A 22,145-nucleotide genomic window follows, 5' to 3' on the forward strand; every position below is an offset into this window, starting at 1 on the left:
CGCGCCAATCAAACCGACAGGAGTGGCACCCTTATGCTGACAAATGACAACCGAGCCGATCTGGCAGTCCACCGCGTGCGGCATCCGCTGAAATTCCGTCTGTTGCAGGTCAAGAAGGTCCACGCGCTGAACCCGCATCTGATTCGCGTGACCTTCACGGGCGAGGATCTGCACGACTTCGTCTCCGCTTCGTTCGACGATCACATCAAAGTGTTCTTCCCCGAACCCGGCGCCGACAAGCCCGTGCTGCCGGAAGCCGGCCCTGACGGCCCCGTGTTTCCCGAGGGCCAGCGGCCGATTGCTCGCGATTTCACGCCGCGCCGCTTCGACGCTGAAGCACGCGAACTGGACATCGAGTTCGCCATGCACGAGGCCGGTCCGGCTGCAACGTGGGCGGCGCAAGCCAAAGTGGGTCAATACCTCGGCATCGGCGGCCCGCGCGGCTCGCTGGTGATACCGACAGGCTTCGACTGGCATCTGCTGATCGGCGACGACACCGCGCTGCCGGCAATTGCTCGCCGCCTGGAAGAGTTGCCTGCCGGCACACGCGTCGCGGCGGTGATCGAAGTGGCCGATCCGTCGGCACAGATCGAATTCGCAACGCAGGCCGAATTGCACATGGTCTGGCGCCATCGCAGCGAATCGGACTATCGCGGCGAGACGTTGCTGCAAGCGGTACGCGAAATCTACTTGCCCGAAGACGGTGAAGGCTATGTATGGGCCGCCGGCGAATCCGCGACGATGCGTGCAGTGCGCTACCACCTGTGCACGGAACGTGGCGTCGACAAGTCGCGCATTCGCGCGGCCAGCTACTGGAAACAGGGCGCCGAAGCGGTACATGAATCGCTCGACGACTGACTGTCCGCAGCATGCGCGCAATGAACTGCGCGAGCCTTGCAAGCGGCGTGCGTCGAACAAAAACAAGGAATTGACCGATGTATTCAATTAGCACAAAGCACGAGCGACGTTTGCTGTGGCTGCTTGCGCTGACGCAGTTCACCATCATCATGGACTTCATGGTGATGATGCCGCTCGGCCCGCAGATCATGCACTCGTTCAGCATCACACCGGCCGCGTTTGCGACGGCCGTATCCGCGTATTCATGGTGTTCAGGCCTGTCGGGCTTATTCGCCGCGACCTATATCGACCGCTTCGACCGGCGTCGTCTGTTGCTGACGATGTATGCGCTGTTCGCGCTGTCGAACCTGGCGTGCGCATTGGCGAGCAGTTTTCCCCTTCTGCTGGTCGCCCGCGCGTTTGCCGGCATTACGGGTGGTGTGTTGGGCTCGGTGATCATGGCGATTGTCGGCGACGTGATCCCGGTGCAACGCCGCGGCGCCGCGACGGGCACGATCATGACTGCCTTTTCATTGGCTGCGATTGCCGGCGTGCCGGCTGGCGTGATGCTTGGCGCGCACTTCACCTGGGCGGCACCGTTTTATTTGCTGGTGGTGTTGTCGGTGGCCGTCTGGGTTGTGGGGTGGCAACTGGTCCCGTCGCTTGCGGAGCATTTGAGCCGTCGCCAGCCGGCGCTCGGCGAGGTGCTGCCTGATTTGTGGCGGCTGCTGAGCAACCCACGGCATATGAATGCGTTTGCGCTGACTTTCATGATGATGGTCGCGCACATGCTGGTGATTCCCTTCATTTCACCGGTGCTGGTCGCCAATCATGGCGTGGCGCCCGCGCAATTGTCGTGGTTGTACATGGCAGGTGGCGCGGCAACGTTCTTCACGTCGCGCCGGGTGGGCCGGCTTGCAGATCGGTTCGGCACGCGGCGCGTATTCCAGATCGCGGTGGTACTGTCGTTTCTGCCCGTCCTGTTTGTGACCCATCTGCCGAATCTGCCGTTCTACGCGCTGGTGATGTTTTTCCCGTTTTTCATGGTGCTGATGTCCGGGCGGATGGTGCCAATGCAGGCACTGCTGACGACCGTGCCGGAGCCCGCCCGCCGGGGTGCTTTTCTTAGCGCCAACAGCGCGCTGCAGGCATTGGGCACGGGGTGCGGCGCGTGGATCGGCGGCTTGATGCTGAGCAGTTCGCCGACGGGACAGATCGAAGGATATGGGACCGTTGGATGGGTGGCGGTCGCCGTCGCGTTGATCGGCGTGCTTTGGGTTTCCCGCGTTCAAGGGGCGCAAAGTACAGTGCCGCCACCAGGTGTATTCAGGGGCGACACAGTAGGAGAAGGTTGACGTTCACGCACGCCGACGCAGCCTGAAACACCGCGTCGGCGCGCGCTGCCTTCAAGCTTCCTCAACCCCCAACCCAGCCAGCGGATGCGTTTCCCGCTTCCACGGTGAGCTCAGAAAATGGCGGACGCGTTCCGAGCGCACTTCCGCAAGCGTCGCCGGCGCCCAGCGGCTCTTGCGATCCTTGTCGATCAACTGCGCCCTCACGCCTTCGCAGAAATCGCCTTCCTCGATCACCCGCTTGACGATGCCCAGCTCCATCCGGAAGCACTCCGCCAAGGTCATCTGCCGGCCGCGCAGGAGTGCCTCGCGTGTGACATACAGCATCGTGGGCGAGTGTCCAACCATCGCGTCATAAGCAGACTGCAGCCACTGTTTCACCTCACGCGCAGGCTCGCGCTCCAGATCGTGGCGCAATGTCGCGACGATCCGCTCGATGCTCGACCGCCGGTCGAAATGCCGCAGGATCAACTGGGTAAACGGCCCCAATGCAGCATGCGGGATGATGTTGCACGGCGGCTCGAACACCCCGCGCAATGCCACCATCAAGTCTCCCGCGTGCGAAATGCGCTGCAGGCGCTCTTCGAAGGTGCCAAGCCACTCGGCCGGCACGCACAGATCCGCGAGTTGCAGGCGCAATGCGTCGGCGCCGGATAGCGTCACGCCGGTGAGCCCGACATACAACTCGACCTCCGCCGGCATCACGCTCAGGAAACGCGTCGCACCGACGTCAGGCAGAAAGCCGATGCGCGTCTCCGGCATCGCGATCTTGCTGCGCTCCGTGACGATACGCAGCCGCGCCGCCTGACCGAGCCCCATGCCTCCGCCCATCGAGATACCGTCGAGCAAGGCGACCACCGGCTTCGGAAAATTGTGCAGCGCGTAGTCGAGCCGGTATTCGTCGACGAAGAACGCAAGCCAGCGGCTGTCGCCATTCTTCGCGAGCCGGTGCACCTCGCGCACATCGCCGCCGGCGCAAAAGCCCTTGGTGCCCGCACCTTTCAGCACGAGAGCAACGATGCCGTCGTCGGTACGGCAATGTTCGACCAGTAAGGCAAGCTCGCGCACCATCGCGTGCGATAACGCATTGAGCGCGGCCGGCCGGTTCAGCGTGATGATCGCCACGCGGTTGACGACGCGAAACAGAATCTCGCGCTCCGCTTCGACGCCCGTATCGACCGCGACGCTCTGCAAGGCGCTCATCGATGCGTCTCCTGTCCGGCGTTAGAGGCCGGCTCAGCCTGCGTCACCTGCCAGCGTGGCGCGCGCTTCTCGATAAACGCATTGACGCCTTCGCGCTGATCGGCGCCGTCGAACAGATCGACAAAGCGTTCCCGCTCCACCGCGAGAGCCGCCGCACGCGGCACGCCATTGCGGCCCTGGTGGATCAGCGTCTTGCTGAAGCTGACCGCTTGCGGGCTGAGGCTCGCGACACGCGCTGCCATCGTCAACGCGGCCTCGCGCGCGGCGCCCTTTTCCACCACTTCTTCGACGAGACCGATACGCAATGCGGTCGCAGCGTCGACGCGTTCGCCGGTCAGGATCATCCGCTTGGCCCAGCCTTCGCCGACCAGCCACGGCAGTGTCTGCGTGCCGCAGCCGCATGGCAATAGACCCACCGCCGTTTCGGGCAACGCCAGCAACGCGTGTTGCTCGGCGATGCGGATATCGCAGGCCAGCGCACATTCGAGCCCACCGCCCATCGCGTAACCGTTGATTGCTGCGATCACCACTGGCCGTGCGTTCTGCAGGGTCTCGAACGCCGCGCCAAAGCGCGTCGCCGCCGTGCGCGCGACTTCGCGATTGCCATCGGCGAACGTGTTCAGATCGGCGCCCGCGCTGAAGAACTTCTGGCCGTCGCCCGTGATCACGATAGCCCGCACGCGCGCTTCGCCGTTCAGACGCTCCACCGTCTGCTGCAATTGCAGCAAACCGTCCGGTGTGAACGCGTTCGCGGGCGGCCGCTTGAGCGTCAGCAGCGCAACGGCGCCGTCGTGTGCGTAGTCGAGTTCGATCATTACGCGTCTCCGTCCTTGCTGTCCTTGCCGTCCTTGCGATAGAGCTTGATCACCGCCGAGAAGTCCAGACGTCCTGCGCCCTTCGTGCTCATCGTCTGATAAAGCTGTTGAGCCAGAGCGCCGAGATACACCGGTTGACGAGCGAATTTTGCGGCGTCGGTGGCGAGCCCCAGGTCCTTAAGCATCAGATCGGTGCCGAAGCCGCCGGTATAGCCGCGCGTGGACGGCGCGGTTTCGATCACGCCGGGCATCGGGTTATACGTGTCCGAACTCCAGCAGCGGCCCGTCGAGGTATTAATGATGCTGCCCAGCACTTTCGGGTCGATGCCGAGCGCCTCGCCCAATGACATCGCCTCGGCCACGCCCGCCATCGTGATGCCGAGCACGAGGTTATTGCAGATCTTCGCCACCTGACCGGTGCCGGTGTCGCCGCAATGCACGATGTTCTTGCCCATCGCCGACAACACCGGTTTGACCTGCTCATACGTATCCGCGCTGCCGCCGACCATGAAGGTCAAGGTGCCCGCCGCCGCGCCCCCGGTGCCGCCCGAGACGGGCGCGTCGACGAAGGTATTGCCGCGTTGCTCGGCCAGTTCGGCAAACGCCTTCACACTCGCCGGATCGATGGTGCTCGAATCGATGATCGTCACGCCTTCCGCGATGCCGGCGAAAACACCGTCATCCGCGATCAGCACGCTGCGCACGTGAGTGGCAGCGGGCAGCATCGTCACCACACATTCGACGTCGGTCACCGCGGCTTTCGGCGAACTTGCGGCTTTAGCACCCGCATCGACGAGTGCCTGCACCGCTTGCGCATTGAGATCGAATACATTGACCGCGTGACCCGCCTTCAGCAGGTTGAGCGCCATCGGTGCGCCCATGTTGCCGAGTCCGATAAAGCCTATTTTCATGATGTCATTTCCCATGCAAAGCAATAGACCTTAGGCCTCAGCGCAGGCTGATGGTCGTGTTGACACCGTCGTTGACGGTATCGTCGTCGAACCACCGGGCGGTAACCGTCTTGGTCTGCGTGTAGAACTGCACGACCTGTTTGCCGTACGGCCCGAGGTCGCCGAGTTTCGAGCCGCGCGAGCCGGTAAAACTGAAGAACGGCACGGGCACCGGAATCGGAATATTGATGCCGACCTGGCCGATATCGATCTCGCTCTGGAATTTGCGCGCCGCCGCGCCGCTTTGCGTGAAAAGACCCACGCCGTTGCCGAACGGATTGCTATTGACGAGCGCGATCGCGTCATCGAGCGTGGCGGCATTCAGTACCACCAGAACCGGGCCGAAGATTTCCTGACGATAGATCTCCATCTCCGTGGTGACGTCCGCGAACACCGTCGGGCCGATAAAGTTGCCTTGCTCGTAGCCCGGCACTTTCACATCGCGGCCGTCGAGCGCCAGCGTTGCGCCCTCTTTTACGCCCGTTTCGATCAGGCCGAGAATGCGCTGCTTCGCGGCGCGTGAGACGACCGGGCCGACGTCCGTACCCGGCTCATTACCCGCGTTGACCTTCAGCGTCTTTGCCTTCGCGACCAGCTCGGGCAGCCATTGCTGCGCCGCGCCGACCAGCACGACCACCGAGGTCGCCATGCAACGCTGTCCCGCTGCGCCGAACCCTGCACCAGCGAGAGCATTCAAGGTCTGCTCGCGATTCGCATCGGGCAGCACCACCGCGTGATTCTTTGCGCCCATCATCGATTGCACGCGCTTGCCGTGTTCGCTGCCGAGGCGATAAACGTGCGTACCGACCGCGGTCGAGCCGACGAAGGAAATCGCCTTCACCAGATCGTGCGTGCAGAGCGCATCGACCACGTTCTTGCCGCCATGCACGACATTCAGAACACCCTTCGGCACACCGGCTTCGAGCGCCAGTTCAACCAGTTGCATCGTCGACATGGGATCCTGCTCCGAAGGCTTCAGCACGAACGTATTGCCGCAGACGATCGCCATCGGGAACATCCACAAGGGGATCATGGCGGGGAAATTGAACGGCGTGATGCCGGCGCATACGCCGATCGGCTGACGCAACGTGTAGGTATCCACGCCGCCCGCCACGTTCTCGGCGAACTCGCCTTGCTGCAAGGTGCCGATCGAGCAGGCATGTTCGACAACTTCGAGCCCACGGAAGATATCGCCTTCCGCGTCAGGAATCGTCTTGCCCTGCTCTGCGCTCAGTGTCTTGGCAATACGCGGCGAATGCTCGCGAATCAGCGCCTGGAACTTCAGCATGATGCGCATGCGCGCGCCGATCGGCGTGTCCTTCCACGTCTTGAACGCGGTGTGCGCGGAGCGGATCGCTTCGTTCACTTCATCGGCGGTGGCGAACGGTACGCGTGCGAGCACCTCTTGCGTAGCCGGGTTGACGATGTCGCGCCATTCGGTGGTTTTGGATTCGACGAACTCGCCGTTGATCAGCAGTTTGACGGTGGCGGCCTTGTTCGATGCAGTTGCGCTCATGCTGGAACTCCTGTGCAGTGGCCGCGTGGCGGCCGGACAGTGATGTGGAATAAAGAGAATCAAAGCAGAATCAAAGCAGAATCAACGCAGATCCGGGAAGTCCTCTTCCCAATACTCGCCCGGCAGGCGCGCGGGTTCGGCTTCGCGTTCCATTTCGCGGCGCCGCAATTCGACGCGGCGGATCTTGCCGGAGATGGTTTTCGGCAGCTCGCTGAATTGCAGGCGGCGAATCCGCTTGTACGGTGCGAGTTTTTCGCGCGAGAACGCGAAGACCGCGCGCGCGAGTTCGGGGCTGGCTTCATAGCCCTGGCGCACGGTGACGAACGCTTTGGGCACCGCCAGGCGCAATGCATCGGCGCTCGGCACCACAGCGGCTTCGCCGATCGCTTCGTGTTCGATCAGCACGCTTTCGAGTTCGAAGGGGCTCAGCCGGTAATCGGACGATTTGAAAACGTCATCGGCGCGGCCGACGTAGACGTAGTAGCCATCATCACGACGCAACGCGACGTCGGAGGTGTGGTAGAACCCGTTGCGCATGGCTTGCGCCGTGGCGTTGGCGTTGTTCGCGTAGCCGGTCATCAAACCGAGCGGACGTTCGGCCAGAGGCAGCGATATTTCGCCTTCGGTGACGGGTTGATCGTCGGCGTCGAGGAGCTCGATTTTGTAGCCCGGCAGCGGACGGCCCATCGAACCCGGCACAACCGGTTGCCCCGGCGGGTTGCCGATCTGGCAGGTCGTTTCGGTCTGACCGAAACCGTCGCGTATCGTGATACCCCACGCATGCTTGACGCGTTCGATGATCTCCGGATTCAACGGCTCGCCCGCGCCGACGATCTCGCGCAGCTTCACCGGATAGTCGGTGAGATGCTCCTGCACGAGCATGCGCCAGACGGTCGGCGGTGCACACAGCGTGGTGACGTTGAAACGCACCAGCACGTCGAGCGTGTCTTTCGGCACGAAGCGCGGAAAGTTGAAAACGAACACGCAGGCCTGCGCATTCCACGGCGCGTAGAAGCAGCTCCACGCGTGCTTGGCCCAGCCCGGCGAGCTGATGTTCCAATGGATGTCATTCGGTTGCAGGCCGATCCAGTACATGGTCGACAGATGGCCGATCGGGTAACTCTGATGCGTATGCTCGACCAGCTTCGGCTTCGAGGTCGTGCCCGAAGTGAAGTACAGCAGCATCGGATCGGTGGCGTGCGTGACGCCGTCGGGCGTGAATTGCGGCGATGCGTCATAGGCCGCGGCCAGATCGATCCAGCCGTCGCGCGGCGTGCCGACCGAGATGCGCGTGAGCGGCACGTCGAGTGCATCGAACTTGGCGAGCTCCGCGCTGTCGACCACCACGAATTGCGCGCCGCCAATCTGCACACGGTCGCGCACGTCGTCGGCGGAAAGCTGGGTGGTGGCTGGCAGCACGATCGCGCCGAGCTTCATGGCGGCGAGCATCACGTCCCAGAGTTCGACGCGGTTCGGCAGCATCAGCAGCAAGCGGTCGCCGCGCCCCACGCCGAGGCCGCGCAGGAAGTTCGCCATGCGTGACGAACGCTCCGACATCTGCGCGTAGGAGAGGCGCAAGCCGTCGCTGGCCGGATCGTCTACGATCCACAGCGCCGGGTTGTCGTTGTCGCGCGCGATCACGTCGAAGTAGTCGAGCGCCCAGTTGAACTGGCCCGGTGTCGGCCACGCGAATTCGCGGTAGGCGCGGTCGTAGTCGGTTCGATGGCGCAATAACAGGTCGCGCGCTTCGAGAAAGCCCTTCGCTGCAGTCATCGTCGTCTCCAATTCCATGCTGGTGGCGCGGTATGCGCTCTGATTTTTGCCTGTGCATTTGCCTTGCCGGCAGGCTATTTTGCGCTCAAACGCCGTCTAATTTGCGTTTAGACGTGGCGCGCAATAACCATCCGCTGCACTTCGCTGGTTCCTTCGTAAATCTGCGTGATGCGGGCGTCGCGATAGTGGCGTTCCACCGCATAGTCCTCGAGATAGCCGTAGCCGCCATGAATCTGGATGGCATTCGAACAGATCTCTTCAGCGAGTTCCGACGCAAACAGCTTGGCCTGCGATGCCTCGGACAAACACGGCTTGCCCTCCGTGCGCAGACGCGCCGCGTGGTGCACGAGCAGACGCGCGGCGTTCAGGCGGGTCGCCATGTCGGCAAGCATATTGGCGATGGTCTGGTGATCCTTCAGCGCCTTGCCGAACTGCACGCGTTCGTTCGCATAGAGGCGCGCGGCATCGAATGCAGCCCGCGCGATGCCGACCGCCTGTGCCGCAATACCGATGCGCCCGCCCTCGAGATTCGACAATGCGATGCGCAGGCCTTCGCCCGGTTCGCCGAGCAGATTGGCTTCGGGCACCGCGCAATCGTCGAACGAGATCGGGCAGGTGTCCGAGGCGCGAATGCCGAGCTTGTGCTCGGGCTTGCCGACGTTGAAGCCCGGCGTATCGGTCGGCACGATAAAGGCTGACAGGCCGCGCTTGCCGCGGTCGGGATCGGTGACGGCAAACACGATCGCGATGCTGGCGCGCGCGGCGTTTGTTACGAACTGCTTGTTGCCGTTGAGAATCCATTTGCCGTCGCGCAGCACCGCACGGGTGCGCAGATTGTTCGCCTCAGAGCCGGCTTGCGGCTCGGTCAGGCAGAACGCGCCGATGCGGCGGCCCGTGGCGAGGTCTTGCAGATAGCGGTCCTTTTGCGCGTCCGTGCCGAAGTTCAGGATCGGCCCGCAGCCGACCGAGTTGTGCACGCTCATCAGCGTGGCGCAGGCGGCGCAGCCCGCAGCGATCTCCTCGAGGGCGAGCGCGTAGGCCACGTAGTCCGTATAGGAACCACCCCACTCGGACGGCACGATCATCCCGAGAAAGCCCAACTCACCCATTTGCGCCACGACTTCGGAGGGCAGTTTCGCGTCGCGATCCCACTGTCCGGCGTACGGCGCGAGACGTTCGGTGGCGAAGTCGCGGGCGGCGTCGCGGATCATCCGCTGTTCGTCGGTGTAGAAGCTATCCATGGTTCGATCCTGTTGTATGCATCGCGTCGCGGCGACGAGGCGCTGCTCGTCATTTGCGACTCATCGCAGGGGATGACCGGCCTCGCCGTGGTGTCTCCGGGGCGAGGCGTCCCGCGATGGGTTCAGGCCAAGTGTAGGGAAGCTACTGGACAGGTTCGATGCTCAGCCCGATCATTCTGATTGAGCGCATTTGCCATACCGGTATCATTCAAACCCGATTCAAACCACATTTTCAAAGGCTTAGCGAATCGCCCCAAGGAAAATGTTGAGCGCATTTGCCAGAGAACCATGAAAAACATGAAAAACGCCAAGGACGACAAGGGTACGATTTCCGTCAGTCTTGTCGAGGAGACCCTGACGCTGGCGCGAGCGCGCGGGTTCGAGGCGCTGCCGCTCGCCGAAGCCGCCGGCATCGCGGCAACGATGCTGACGTCGCCGAAAAGCCGGGTCTCGTCGGCGCAGTACGGCGCGCTGTGGGCCGGCATCGCCCGCGCGCTGGACGACGAGTTCTTCGGCCAGGACTCGCACCGCATGAAAAGCGGCAGCTTCATCGCAATGACCCAGACGGCGCTGAGCGCACGTAACGGCGCGCAAGCGCTCGCGCGGGCGGTCGGTTTCATGCGGCTCGTACTCGACGATCTTGGCGCAGAGATCGAAACGGATGCGCAGCGCGTGCGCTTGCGGTTTGTCGAACGCGAAGGCGCGAGGCCGCCGGCCATGTTCGCTTATGCGACCTACTTCATCGTTGTTTACGGCCTGCTGTGCTGGCTGGTCGGGCGGCGCATTCCGCTGATCGAGGCGCGCTTTCGCTGCGCCGAACCGCCTGCCGCGCATGAATACCGCCTGATGTTCTGCGACGACATGGCGTTCGATCAAACCGAGTCGTACGTCGACCTGTCGCCGGCGTTTCTCGAACTGCCGGTGATCCAGACCACGAAGTCGGTCAAGCCGTTCCTGCGCGATGCGCCCGGCAGCTTCATCGTCAAATACCGCAATCCCGGCTCGCTTGCCGCTCGCGTGCGCAAGATGCTGCGCGCGCTGCCGATGGCCGGCTGGCCGGCTGCCGACCAGATGGCGCTGCGCCTGCACGTCGCCGAAGCGACGATGCGGCGGCGTTTGAAACAGGAAGGCTACACATATCAGTCGATCAAGGACGACTTGCGGCGTGACATCGCAATCGGCGAACTGCAGGACACCGATCGCACGATCGCCGACATCGCCACCGCCGTGGGTTTTGCCGAACCGAGCGCGTTTCATCGCGCGTTTCGCAAGTGGACCGGAATGCGGCCGACCGACTACCGGCCGGCGCGCGCGGATTTCACGCGCCGCGCGGAATCGGACTAAGCTGTAAGGAGCAGGCCAGCCTTTTTTGGGGTATCGGCCCGCGCCGGTCGATACCCGTCGGCATGGCGCGGCAGCCGTCAGCGATGAGCACGTATCCGCGCCTCCCGTTCCGGCAGTCTGGTCCGCGCTTTGCGCTTATCCGTGGCGGAGTCGTGGGCCGGTTGATGCGCGGCATGACCGCGTTCGGCGTACTGTTGGCGCTCGGGTTTGCATTGTGCGAAAACGCGCCGCAGATTGGAGTCGCCGAGGCCGCCGGCGCGCCGAATAGCGTTGTCGTGATCCCGGTGAACGGCGCGATCAGTCCGGCCAGCGCCGACTTCATCGTGCGCAGCCTGCAGCGCGCCGCCGACGAACACGCGCAACTCGCCGTGCTGCAACTCGATACGCCCGGCGGACTGGATACGTCGATGCGGCAGATCATCAAGGCGATTCTGGGCTCGCCGGTGCCGGTCGCCACCTTTATCGCCCCGAGTGGCGCGCGAGCGGCGAGCGCCGGCACCTATATCATCTACGCCAGCCATATTGCGGCGATGGCCCCGGGCACCAATCTGGGTGCCGCGACGCCGATTCAGATGGGTATCGGCGGTGCGGAACCGCCTGCGGGCGGCGGCGGTATGCCCGGATTACCCGGCACGGGAGCCGGCGGCGGCGCACCAAAGAACGGGCCCGGAACGCCTGCCTCGGGGGATTCGGCGAGCCCAGCGGCGCCAGCGAATTCTGCCAACTCAGCCAGCTCAGCGACCCCGGCGAGCGCCGGCAACGCCGCCAGCGCCACCCTTCCGCTCGACACCCAATCCACCGAACTGCGCAAGCAGGTCCACGACGCGGCCGCCTACATCCGCGGCCTCGCGCAAATGCGCGGACGCAACGCCGACTGGGCCGAGCGCGCCGTGCGCGAAGCCGTCAGCCTGTCGGCCAGCGAGGCGCTCGCGCAGCACGTGGTCGATCTGAACGCGCGCGACATTCCCGACCTGCTGCGCCAGGTGGACGGCCGCACCATCAACACGAGCCAAGGCGACGTCAAACTCAGCACCGCCAACGCATCGGTAGTCACGCTCGAAGCCGACTGGCGCAGCCAGTTCCTCGCGGTGATCACCGATCCGAACGTCGCGCTGGTTCTTCTGATGATCGGCATGTACGGCCTCTTCTTCGAGTTCGCCAATCCCGGCTTCGTGCTGCCAGGCGTGGTCGGCGCCATCAGTCTGCTGATGGGTCTCTTCGCGATGCAGATGCTGCCGGTCAACTACGTCGGACTCGGCCTGATCTTTCTCGGCATCGCATTCCTGATCGGCGAGGCGTTTCTGCCGACCTTCGGCTCACTCGGTTTCGGCGGCATAGTCGCGTTCGTGATCGGCTCGTTGATGCTGATCGATACCGACGTGCCCGGTTATGGCATTCCGCTGCCCCTGATCGCGGCCGTGACCGTGTTCAGCGTCGTGTTTGTGTTCGGCGTGTCGAGACTCGCCCTGCGGGCGCGCAGCCGGCCCGTGGTGACGGGCTCGGAAGGGCTGATCGGCAGTCTCGGCGTCGTGCTCGACGGCGGCCTGTCGCCGGACGGTGGTCCGCTGCAGGGGGACGCAACAGCAGACGCAGCAGCGGGCGGCGGCACGCTGGCCGGCTGGGCGCAGGTGCATGGTGAACGCTGGCGGGTGTCCAGCACGGCCCCGGTCGCGGCCGGTCACACGGTGCGCGTCACCGCGCGCCGCGGACTGACGCTGACCGTGGTGCCCGCGGAAGCACAACAACAAGGAGAACGCTCATGATCGGTTTCACATTCGGCTTCAGCAGCATTCTGATTCTGCTGGTGGCCGCACTGATTGCTTCATCGATACGGATTTTTCGCGAGTACGAACGCGGCGTGGTGTTCATGCTCGGGCGCTTCTGGAAGGTCAAGGGACCGGGTCTCGTACTGATCATCCCGATCGTGCAGCAGGTGGTGCGCATGGATCTGCGCACCGTCGTGTTCGACGTGCCGCCGCAAGACGTGATTACGCGCGACAACGTGTCGGTGAAGGTCAACGCGGTGGTGTATTTCCGCGTCGTCGATCCGGAAAAGGCGGTGATCCAGGTGGCGCGTTATTTCGAGGCGACCAGCCAGTTATCGCAAACCACACTGCGCGCGGTGCTCGGCAAGCACGAACTCGATGACCTGCTGGCGGCTCGCGAGCAACTGAACGCCGATATCCAGAAGGTGCTCGATGCACAAACCGACGCGTGGGGCATCAAGGTGGCGATCGTCGAGATCAAGCATGTGGACATCAACGAAACGATGATCCGCGCGATCGCCCGTCAGGCCGAAGCCGAGCGCGAACGGCGCGCCAAGGTGATTCATGCGGAAGGCGAATTGCAGGCCTCGCAGCATCTGCTGGAGGCGGCGCAGACGTTGTCGAAACAACCGCAGGCCATGCAGTTGCGTTACCTGCAAACCCTCACGACGATCGCCGCCGACAAGAATTCGACGATCGTTTTCCCACTGCCGATCGATCTGCTGAGCGCGGTGCTGGATCGCTTCAGCAAGCCTTCGGCCTCCTGAACCGGGGGACGCGCCGCTTCACTTTAGCCCCCTTTGGATCACGGGGTGAAATGGTGCATTGCCTGCAATCGACTTACTCGGAATGACCATGAAATTTAAAATTTAGGGGTCGTTTTTAACCGCTCCATAGGAGCCAATCATGAAAATCGCTTCTCTAGTTGGACTCGGCGTGCTGTTAGCCGCCATGAGTGTAAGCAGCGCGTTTGCACAGACTTCGCGACCTTACGACCCGTCGGCGCCGCTAACGCGCGCCCAGGTAAAAGCCGATCTGGCCGCCTGGCGCGCCGCCGGCTACGATCCGCTCGACTGGATCGACTATCCGGACAACGCGCAACGCGCGGGCCGCATCGTCGCCGCGCGGCGGGCGCAGCAGATGAATGGGAGCACGGCGCAGTAATCAGTCTCATCCTGGCCTTGAAGCGGCAGGCCGGACTGCTCGCGACTGCAAAGGTCGCAGGCGGCGCCGGCCTTGGATACCCTGCACGTCCACGCATGAATCGCCTGCCGCGCTCTTTTCCCCTCCTGCGCCTTCTACCTGCATTTTTACGGCTGGCTTCTGGCCGAATCGTTTCAATTCACGCCGCCCCGCCAGGCTCCGGCTGTCCCCACGCCCCCGCAAGCCCGCCGTTTCCCGCCGCAACATCGTAAATTCGCTTGCCGCGCCGCCCCGCGCGCTGACAAGGTATCATCTCGCCCCTTCGGCACAGCCCACAGTCACGCAAACTCACGCAAACCGGTGCGCCACCGCCAATCATGACTACAATCCGCCCGTAGGCTTCGCCGCTTGGTGCATCGGTGCCGTGTCGGACGGCACAGTCGCCCGCTTATTCGCGACGCATTGCCCGTATCAACCACAAGAAACGCTTTTGAACAACAAGAGACCCGCCTCATGGACTCCATAAAACGATACTTCGGCTTCGAAGCCGCCGGCACCAACCTGCGCACCGAAGTGCTCGCCGGGCTGACCACCTTCCTGACGATGGCCTACATCATCTTCGTCAACCCGGCGATTCTCGGCGACGCCGGCATGCCGAAGGACGCGGTGTTCGTCGCGACCTGCATCGTGGCCGCGCTGGCCTCGCTGATCATGGGTCTCTACGCCAACTACCCGATCGCGCTCGCACCCGGCATGGGTCTGAATGCGTACTTCGCGTACACCGTCGTGAAAGGCATGGGCTTCACGTGGCAAGCCGCGCTCGGCGCGGTGTTCATCTCCGGCTGCCTGTTCCTGATCGTCACGCTGTTTCGCGTGCGAGAGGTGATCGTCAACGGGATTCCGCATTCCATACGCATTGCCATCACCGGCGGTATCGGCCTCTTTCTCGCGATCATTTCGCTGAAGTCGGCCGGTGTGGTGGTCGGCAATCCGGCCACGCTCGTCACGCTCGGCGATCTGCACAACGCGCCCGTGATCCTCGCGGTGATTGGCTTCTTCGCGATCGTCACACTCGACTATCTGCGGGTGCGCGGTTCGATCCTGATCGGCATTGTCGGCGTGACGGTGCTGAGCTTTTTCTTCGGCGGCAATCAGTTTCACGGCATCGTATCCGCGCCGCCGTCGATTGCACCGACGCTGTTCCAGCTCGACATTCGCGGCGCGCTCTCCGGCGGCGTGCTGAACGTGATTCTGGTGTTCTTCCTCGTCGAACTGTTCGACGCGACGGGCACGCTGATGGGCGTGGCCAATCGCGCCGGGCTGCTGGTCGAGGGCAAGATGTTCAGGCTGAACCGCGCTCTGCTCGCCGACAGCACGGCGATTCTGGCCGGCTCGATGCTGGGCACCTCGTCGACCACGGCGTATATCGAAAGCGCATCAGGCGTGCAGGCTGGCGGTCGCACGGGTGTCACGGCAATCACCGTCGCCGTGCTGTTTCTCGCGGCGCTGTTTTTTGCGCCGCTGGCGGGCGTGGTGCCTGGCTACGCGACGGCGCCGGCCCTGTTGTACGTGTCCTGCCTGATGCTGCGTGAAATGCTCGATCTACCGTGGGACGACGCCACTGAAGTCGTGCCGGCCTCCCTGACCGCACTGTTGATGCCGTTCACCTACTCGATCGCCAATGGCGTCGCGTTCGGTTTCATCTCGTATGCCGGTCTGAAACTGCTGACCGGGCAGGCGCGCAAAGTGAAACTGGTGGTGTGGATCATCGCGGCGATTTTCCTGTTCCGCTATTTCTACCTCGGCAGCGAATAAGCTGCAGCGGCAATTAACGTGAAGGCACGGGAGTGAAAGCGCAGGACAACACGTGACATGCCGTGGCATGACATTGCGAAGCGTTGCGCGATGCTGCAACGCGCAACGCGCATCGCTTCGCAGCCTGGCTGAAAGCACTGAGGCATCGTCGCTGCGTCCGGTTACGGTTCGGTCTGGATCAACAATCATTTGATTGAGGGTGCCCGTTCTGGTTGGGCACCCTTTATCATCTGATGATTGATAAAAAACAACCAACCGGTCACGGGAGTTCCCTGCATGTCCTACAGCCACAGCCGCGCCACGGACCGTTATACGTCGCCCGCCATCTTCTTCCACTGGGCGATCTTTCTGCTGATCGCGCTCGCTTATCTGGCAATCGAAATCCGCGGACCGAAAGGCTCGGACAGCAGGGTTTTCTGGAGCAACGTGCATTTCTGCGCCGGTACCCTCGTGCTGGGACTGGCGGTCCTGCGCGTGCTATGGCGTCTGTGGGCCGGCGCGCCTGCGGAAGTCGAAGGCAATCGCCTGCTCGCCTTCCTGGCGCGCGCCGCGCATCTCGCCCTGTACATCTTTATCTTCGCGCAGCCGCTGCTGGGCATGCTGTTGGTCAATACCGGCGGGCATCCGGTCACGCTGGCCTGGATCAACTTCAGCTTCACGCTGGTCGGCGCGGATCCGCTTGCGCGGCCATTGCTCAAGACAGCACATGAGTGGCTCGGCAATGCGTTTTACTGGGTGATCGGATTACACGCGCTCGCGGCGATTGCGCATCACGTGGTATTCAAGGATCGGACGCTGCGGCGAATGGTTTGATCGGCTTCCAGTCTCCGGCGCATGCGGCATTGGCGCTTGCGTTCGCGGTATCTGGAACTTACAGCCGCGCGAGTGCAGACCTGGGCGGCGCGAACGGCCGCGGCCAGTTGTGGACCCGTTGAGGTGCGGACGCCGCGCCTGGGTTTGCGTCTCGTGTTGCTCTTGCGCGGCTGGTTCTGCTTTTCTGCTGTGCCCGCTCGTTGGGCTTACGTTTGGGCTGACTTCGTGGCCTATTTTCGGGCTGACACCCGGCAGGCGCGGATTCGCTCAGTTGCGCCAGTTCGCTTCATAGAAGCGCACGTAGCCGCTCCTCAGCACCAGACATTGCGCCCGCGTTTCCGATAGCAGACGCCTCGTAGCCGCTTCGATGCGGGCCCGGTGCGCGTCGAATGCGCCGACCATGTCCTCCAGACGTGGCGATGCGGCGCCAAAGTGATCTTCCAGCGCCTCAGCGGTGATCATGCACTCCACCCTTTGCCCATCAACCATCGCCGGGAACGCCAAGGTAAGTTCGCGACCTGAATATTCAGGAGTTTCGTTCGGGAATAGTATCTGCATGGGTGTTCACCTTAAAGGTTGGGTGCTGCGCATGGGTCGATTGGTACTGCGCACGCTGGTTAACACTGGTCGCACCTGCAGCGCTTTTTCCTCCTTGTCGAATGCTGGTGGCGCGGGTCCGTCACCCCATAATTTCGCAAGCGCCGTACTTCGCGCCCCGCGGAGGTGATTTGATTCACTGTAGACGAGTTCGGCCGCTGCGCAAGTTTTCCTTTCTGTTTGCTTGATTTTGGTGCCTGACGTGGTCTTTTGAGGCGCTTTTTCTCTCCCGCGCGACCCGGTTTTATTCGTGCTGCGCGGCTTTCGCCAGGGGCCGGTTTCGTCCTGTAATATCGGTGTTCGGCCGCAGACGCGTATGTTGCACTGCGGAACGCAACGGCGGGCAACGCACCCGTCGGATCCGATAACCGGAGACATGCATTGGTCCATCGTTCTGCCACGCCGCCCATCATCGGTCGGCCAGATGTCATCGCGCAAGCTCATGCCCGCTCGCTCGAAGTCGGCCTGCGAGCGTCGGAAACGCCGGACTTTCATCCGCTGCGCCGCCCCGCCCTGCGTGAACTCGTCGAACGCAACCAGTCGCTCTATACCCACGCGCTCCCTGTCATGGAGACGCTGCACGCGCAGATCGTCGACACGCAAAGCATGGTGCTGCTCACCGACACTCACGGCGTGATTCTCCACAGTCTCGGTGACAGCGACTTTGTCGAAAAAGCCAATCGCGTCGCGTTGTGCCCGGGCGTGTCATGGGCCGAAGCGGATCGCGGCACCAACGCGATCGGCACCGCCCTGATCGACGGGCAGCCGACCGTCGTGCATGCCGGCGAGCACTTCCTGCACGCGAACCGGATTCTCACCTGTTCGTGCGCGCCCATCGCCGATCCGTTCGGGCGCACCATCGGCGCACTCGACGTCAGTGGGGACACGCGCGGCTTCCACAAGCACACGCTTGCGCTCGTGCGGATGTCGGCGCAGATGATCGAAAATCATCTGTTCTCCAATCAATTCGTCGACGCCATTCGCATTCACTTTCACGCGCGCGCGGAATTTATCGGCACGCTGTATGAAGGGCTCGCGGCGTTCGCGCCGGACGGCACATTCCTGTCCGCGAATCGCAGCGCACTGTTTCAATTCGGGCAGCCGCTTGGCGAGCTGTTACGGCAACCGTTCGACGCACTGTTCGGGGTCACCTTTGCCAGAGTGTTGCAGCAGGTCGCCCGCGCGCCAGGCGAAAGTATCGAGCTGACGCTGCCGAGCGGCGTGCGCGTAGTCGCACGCGGCGAATTTGCTGCGCCACGTTATGTCGGTTCATCAGAAGGCTTTGCTGACGCAGCGCGTACGGCCACGTCCAGCAGCGCGCGTGCTTCGGCTCAGCCCTGCGAAGCAGCACCGCTCGCCACTCTCGAAACGCTCGATACCGGCGATGCAACGGTCGCGGCGATCCTGCGAAGAGTCGCCAAGCTGCGCGGACGCGATATTCCCATTCTCGTGCTCGGCAAAACCGGCACCGGCAAGGAATGGCTCGCCCGCGCCATCCATCACGATTCGCCGCGGCGGGCCGCGCCCTTCGTCGCGCTGAATTGCGCATCGTTGCCCGACACGCTGATCGAGGCGGAGTTGTTCGGCTACGAAGACGGCGCGTTCACTGGCGCAAAGAAACGCGGCAGCGTCGGCAAGATCGTGCAGGCCGATGGCGGTACGCTTTTTCTCGACGAAATCGGCGACATGCCGCTCGCCCAGCAAGTGCGCCTGATGCGCGTGTTGCAGGAGCGCACCGTCGTGCCGCTCGGCGGCACGCGGGCGATTCCGGTCGATCTGCGCGTCGTCTGCGCAACTCACCGCAACCTGCGCGCGATGATCGAAGCCGGCACCTTCCGCGAAGACCTGTATTACCGGATCAACGGCCTCGTCGTCACCCTGCCGGCGCTGCGTGAGCGCAGCGATCTGGCGGCGCTCGTCGAGCGCATGCTGGCATTGCAGCCGGATGGCGAGCGGTTGCCGCGTCGCGTGTCCGACGAGGTGCTGGAGCGCTTTGCGCAATGCCGCTGGCCAGGCAATCTGCGGCAATTGGCTAACGTGCTGCGCACCGCCAGCATCATGGCCGAAGGCGCGCAGCAGATCGAACTCGAGGATTTGCCGGACGATTTTCTGCAGGATTGTGGGGACGCGGCGGTCGACGAAAGCGCCCAACCTCCAGTGGCGCTTTCGAGCAACGGCGATGGCTGTGGCGAGCGCGAAAAACCGGCCGCGCCTGCGAATGCGTCGCCCGCGCGGATGGAAGATTGGCAGGCTACGTTGATTGCACAAACGCTCGCGCGACTCGACGGTAACGTGTCCGCAGCGGCACGCGAGTTGGGGCTTGCGCGAAATACGGTGTATCGGTATCTGCGGCGTGGGAACACGACGCATTGAAACAGCGAAGATGCCTGCGAGCTCGGTGGCGTGCTGTGAGCACATTGTGCAGCGTGTAAAGTGTGGCGCAATCCGTCACCGATTCACACGATGTCCGACTCCACCCGCCCACCCCTCGTTCGCGTCGAGCCGCTTGGCCAAAGCTTCGAAGCGCCCGATTCGCTGACGATCCTTGAAGCCGCCGGCTTTGCGAATCTGCGTCTGCCACGCTCGTGTCGCAACGGCACATGCCGCACCTGCCTATGCAAAATGACGGCGGGACGCGTGCGCTACACGATCGAATGGCCGGGTCTCAGCCGGGAAGAAAAAGCGGAAGGCTACATCCTGCCGTGCGTGGCGATCGCGGAAACCGACGTGGTGATCGAGGCGCCGGACGCGGTCGAAATATAGCAGCGCGAGGACAGTGCCTCGCGCCGCCCGCATCGTATTCGGCCTTACCGCCCGTTGCCCATCGCGCGGGCGATTTTCTTGTCGGTGTTGTACTGACTCAGTGCATACACCGACCAGATCGCAGCCGGAATCCAGCCGATCAGTGTGATCTGCAGAATCAGGCAGATGATTCCGGCAAAAGGCCGGCCGATCGTGAAGAACTGAAACCACGGCAGAATGATGGCAAGCAAAAGACGCATTCAGATTTCCTGTTTGTATTGACCTGGCGGCACACGTTCTTCGAGTGCAATCGTGATGACGATAACGACTGCCTGAACGAGGCAGCCTAGTTGATCGGTGCGAAGCGCGGCACCTTGGTGCCGTCGACTTCGACCAGCTCGAAAAACACCGAAGCCGGACGCGTCCAGATCGTACCATTGCTGGCTTTGTAGACGATCATCGTGATCGTCGGATCGGACTCCAGCGTGGCCTCGCAAACCAGCTCGTAAATGCCGCCTTTGTAGTGTCGATAACGCACCATTCAACTACTCCTGTCCCGATCAACGGAATCGTTTATAAACGGGCCGACGTCCTCCGAAGCAGAGCACGTGGTTTTATTGCGGCTGTCATTGTAAACCTGTGCTGGACCCCGAAAGATCACTGATGCAGGCTTACGCTATCGCCAACACTTGCAGAGAAACCTTCGCCCGCGCATTTCGCCGCGTGCCCAGGCAGTGGCATGGGCATGCGCTCAATCTTTTGACGTGACACCAATGAGGACAATGATGACTCTCGCGATCGCAACCGCCACCTCGGACGCAGATTCACCCAACTATGTCGTCAAAATCGATGCGGGCACACACAGCCTGCTCGGTGATGAAGGGCCGCGCGAAGGGGGACAGGATAGCGGCCCGGCTCCCTTTGAATTCGTCCTTTCGGGCCTCGCGGCATGCACCGCTGCAACGCTCAGGATGTACATGCAGAAAAAAGCATGGCCGGGCGGCCGGATCAAGGTGGACACGCAATTGCACGTCGAACGCGACGGCGGTCAAACCATTCGGCGCACCGTTTCCGTCGATGGGCCTCTCGACGATAGCCAGCGCAAGCGCCTTGGCGAAATCTGCGAGAAGACGCCGGTAACCCTGTTCATCAAACGGGGAACACGAATCGACACGACGATGCAGTGGTGAGGCGGCCCACGATCTTTTCGTTTTTTTTGAAAATGATTCAAAAGACACGCCAATTATCAAAAAACGCTCCAGCTCGCACAATGCGTCACGTCCTCAGAACAGTCCGGCGTTCAGCATCGAGTCGATGCTGTTGACCGGCGACCTGAGATGACGCACGCAACGCAAATGCAGGCCCACCCCGCAGCAAGGAGCAGAACATGTTTGTCTATCGCGGCTCGACCGCCCTGATTACCGGAGCCTCAAAAGGACTCGGCAAGGTCTTTGCGGAGACGCTGGCCGCACGCGGCATGAACCTTGTGCTGGTCGCCCGCTCTGCTGACACATTGCAGGCTCTGGCGGAAGGACTTTCCGCCAGACACGGCGTGCAAACCGTTGCGCTGAATATCGACTTGAGCCATCCCGACGCCGCCCTCCAGATCGGCGAGGAACTCGAGCGCCGCGGCATTCAGGTCGATCTGCTCGTCAACAATGCCGGGCTAGGTCTGACCGGCAGTTTCCTCTCGCACGATCCGACGAAAGAGCAGTCGCAGATTCAGGTCAACGTTCAGGCGCTCGTCGCTCTCAGTCATCGGTTTGGCAGCGGCATGGCGAAACGCGGCAGGGGCGGCATCATCAACCTCGCGTCCAACGCGAGCTTTCAGCCCCTCCCGCATATGGCCACTTACGCGGCGACCAAGGCTTTCGTCCTTTTCTTCAGCGAGGCGCTGCAATTCGAACTCGTCGGCACGGGCGTGCATGTGATGGCGGCCTGTCCGGGACCTACGGCAACGAGCTTCTTCGACGGGGTGTCGACCAACGTGTCGCCGAAAGACATGGACAGCTCGGAGTCCGTCGTTCAGGAAACGCTCAAGGCCTTCGACAAAAGAAAGGCGGTTGCGTATCCGGGGCGGACCAGCGTGCGAGCCGCGACCTGGCTGTCACGCTTGCTTCCCAGGGGGCTCGTGGTCCGTGTCGCCGCCATGGCGAGCGGCAAAATGGGACTGCACAGCTGAACGCAGCAACTCTTCTCGCGGTGCGGGCTTAATCTCGCGGGCGTATCGGCGCGGGC

General features: G+C 62.8%; 21 protein-coding genes. 12 read left to right on the top strand and 9 right to left on the bottom strand.

The window, feature by feature from the left end; all coding sequences use genetic code 11:
* Positions 1-33 precede the first annotated feature (33 nt).
* Together M0D64_RS25265 and M0D64_RS25270 are read left to right on the top strand one after the other, a co-directional pair.
* The gene (locus M0D64_RS25265; RefSeq protein WP_266259688.1) at positions 34-858 is read left to right on the top strand and encodes a siderophore-interacting protein; all 825 of its coding nucleotides are present in this window, start codon (positions 34-36) and stop codon (positions 856-858) included.
* A gap of 77 nt (positions 859-935) precedes the next feature.
* Entirely contained in the window at positions 936-2,192 is a 1,257-nt protein-coding gene (locus tag M0D64_RS25270) for an MFS transporter (RefSeq protein WP_266259689.1), read from the top strand.
* Positions 2,193-2,243: 51 nt separating this feature from the next.
* On the opposite strand, the gene M0D64_RS25275 is transcribed toward M0D64_RS25270, so the two are convergent.
* From M0D64_RS25275 to M0D64_RS25300, 6 genes are all read right to left on the bottom strand, one after another.
* Positions 2,244-3,392 (bottom strand): enoyl-CoA hydratase/isomerase family protein, encoded by a 1,149-nt coding sequence (locus M0D64_RS25275; RefSeq protein WP_266259690.1) that lies wholly within the window; start codon positions 3,390-3,392, stop codon positions 2,244-2,246.
* Positions 3,389-4,207: an enoyl-CoA hydratase gene (locus tag M0D64_RS25280; protein WP_266259691.1), complete on the bottom strand. Its 819-nt coding sequence runs from the start codon at positions 4,205-4,207 to the stop codon at positions 3,389-3,391. Before M0D64_RS25280 ends, M0D64_RS25275 begins: the two co-directional genes overlap by 4 nt.
* The gene (gene mmsB / locus M0D64_RS25285) at positions 4,207-5,118 is read right to left on the bottom strand and encodes a 3-hydroxyisobutyrate dehydrogenase (RefSeq protein ID WP_266259692.1); all 912 of its coding nucleotides are present in this window, start codon (positions 5,116-5,118) and stop codon (positions 4,207-4,209) included. The genes M0D64_RS25280 and mmsB overlap by 1 nt, the downstream gene beginning before the upstream one ends.
* A 37-nt stretch (positions 5,119-5,155) precedes the next feature.
* Complete coding sequence (locus M0D64_RS25290) at positions 5,156-6,673, bottom strand: CoA-acylating methylmalonate-semialdehyde dehydrogenase (RefSeq protein ID WP_266259693.1); 1,518 nt, start codon at positions 6,671-6,673, stop codon at positions 5,156-5,158.
* Positions 6,674-6,754: 81 nt separating this feature from the next.
* A complete protein-coding gene (locus M0D64_RS25295; RefSeq protein ID WP_266259694.1) occupies positions 6,755-8,446 on the bottom strand; it encodes an AMP-binding protein in 1,692 nt (563 codons plus the stop codon).
* A gap of 107 nt (positions 8,447-8,553) precedes the next feature.
* Positions 8,554-9,687, bottom strand: coding sequence for an acyl-CoA dehydrogenase (locus tag M0D64_RS25300; RefSeq protein ID WP_266259695.1), 1,134 nt, complete (start codon positions 9,685-9,687; stop codon positions 8,554-8,556).
* A 297-nt stretch (positions 9,688-9,984) separates the two neighbouring features.
* Between M0D64_RS25300 and M0D64_RS25305 the strand changes: the two genes are divergently transcribed.
* The 6 genes from M0D64_RS25305 to M0D64_RS25330 all read left to right on the top strand — a co-directional run bounded on the left by M0D64_RS25305 (position 9,985) and on the right by M0D64_RS25330 (position 16,568).
* Positions 9,985-11,031 (top strand): AraC family transcriptional regulator, encoded by a 1,047-nt coding sequence (locus M0D64_RS25305; protein WP_266259769.1) that lies wholly within the window; start codon positions 9,985-9,987, stop codon positions 11,029-11,031.
* A gap of 83 nt (positions 11,032-11,114) precedes the next feature.
* A complete protein-coding gene (locus M0D64_RS25310) occupies positions 11,115-12,794 on the top strand; it encodes a nodulation protein NfeD (protein ID WP_266259696.1) in 1,680 nt (559 codons plus the stop codon).
* Positions 12,791-13,564, top strand: a complete 774-nt coding sequence (locus M0D64_RS25315) for a slipin family protein (RefSeq protein ID WP_054036028.1) — start codon at positions 12,791-12,793, stop codon at positions 13,562-13,564. Before M0D64_RS25310 ends, M0D64_RS25315 begins: the two co-directional genes overlap by 4 nt.
* Before the next feature lie 139 nt (positions 13,565-13,703).
* Positions 13,704-13,961 carry a DUF4148 domain-containing protein gene (locus M0D64_RS25320; protein ID WP_171928762.1) on the top strand — a complete coding sequence of 86 codons (258 nt, stop codon included), beginning with the start codon at positions 13,704-13,706 and terminating at the stop codon, positions 13,959-13,961.
* Positions 13,962-14,453: 492 nt separating this feature from the next.
* Positions 14,454-15,755 (top strand): NCS2 family permease, encoded by a 1,302-nt coding sequence (locus M0D64_RS25325; protein ID WP_266259697.1) that lies wholly within the window; start codon positions 14,454-14,456, stop codon positions 15,753-15,755.
* 276 nt (positions 15,756-16,031) lie between these two features.
* Positions 16,032-16,568, top strand: coding sequence for a cytochrome b (locus M0D64_RS25330; protein ID WP_171928764.1), 537 nt, complete (start codon positions 16,032-16,034; stop codon positions 16,566-16,568).
* A gap of 267 nt (positions 16,569-16,835) precedes the next feature.
* On the opposite strand, the gene M0D64_RS25335 is transcribed toward M0D64_RS25330, so the two are convergent.
* Positions 16,836-17,126 carry a DUF1488 domain-containing protein gene (locus tag M0D64_RS25335; RefSeq protein ID WP_028194698.1) on the bottom strand — a complete coding sequence of 97 codons (291 nt, stop codon included), beginning with the start codon at positions 17,124-17,126 and terminating at the stop codon, positions 16,836-16,838.
* Positions 17,127-17,546: 420 nt separating this feature from the next.
* Between M0D64_RS25335 and M0D64_RS25340 the strand changes: the two genes are divergently transcribed.
* A complete protein-coding gene (locus tag M0D64_RS25340) occupies positions 17,547-19,538 on the top strand; it encodes a sigma-54-dependent Fis family transcriptional regulator (RefSeq protein ID WP_266259698.1) in 1,992 nt (663 codons plus the stop codon).
* 90 nt (positions 19,539-19,628) lie between these two features.
* On the top strand, positions 19,629-19,928 hold the full coding sequence (locus M0D64_RS25345) for a 2Fe-2S iron-sulfur cluster-binding protein (protein ID WP_171928766.1): 300 nt from the start codon (positions 19,629-19,631) through the stop codon (positions 19,926-19,928).
* Positions 19,929-19,972: 44 nt separating this feature from the next.
* Here M0D64_RS25345 and M0D64_RS25350 read toward each other — a convergent pair whose 3' ends face one another.
* Together M0D64_RS25350 and M0D64_RS25355 are read right to left on the bottom strand one after the other, a co-directional pair.
* Positions 19,973-20,167 carry a YqaE/Pmp3 family membrane protein gene (locus tag M0D64_RS25350; RefSeq protein ID WP_028194701.1) on the bottom strand — a complete coding sequence of 65 codons (195 nt, stop codon included), beginning with the start codon at positions 20,165-20,167 and terminating at the stop codon, positions 19,973-19,975.
* A gap of 86 nt (positions 20,168-20,253) precedes the next feature.
* On the bottom strand, positions 20,254-20,448 hold the full coding sequence (locus M0D64_RS25355) for a DUF1653 domain-containing protein (protein WP_266259699.1): 195 nt from the start codon (positions 20,446-20,448) through the stop codon (positions 20,254-20,256).
* Positions 20,449-20,692: 244 nt separating this feature from the next.
* Here M0D64_RS25355 and M0D64_RS25360 point away from each other — a divergent pair, with 244 nt between their 5' ends.
* Both M0D64_RS25360 and M0D64_RS25365 read left to right on the top strand, forming a co-directional pair.
* Positions 20,693-21,097 (top strand): OsmC family protein, encoded by a 405-nt coding sequence (locus M0D64_RS25360; RefSeq protein ID WP_266259700.1) that lies wholly within the window; start codon positions 20,693-20,695, stop codon positions 21,095-21,097.
* A 197-nt stretch (positions 21,098-21,294) separates the two neighbouring features.
* The gene (locus M0D64_RS25365) at positions 21,295-22,089 is read left to right on the top strand and encodes an SDR family oxidoreductase (protein ID WP_266259701.1); all 795 of its coding nucleotides are present in this window, start codon (positions 21,295-21,297) and stop codon (positions 22,087-22,089) included.
* Positions 22,090-22,145: the final 56 nt, after the last annotated feature.

This window comes from Paraburkholderia sp. WS6 (genome assembly GCF_030464835.1).
Taxonomy (GTDB): Bacteria; Pseudomonadota; Gammaproteobacteria; order Burkholderiales; family Burkholderiaceae; genus Paraburkholderia; species Paraburkholderia madseniana.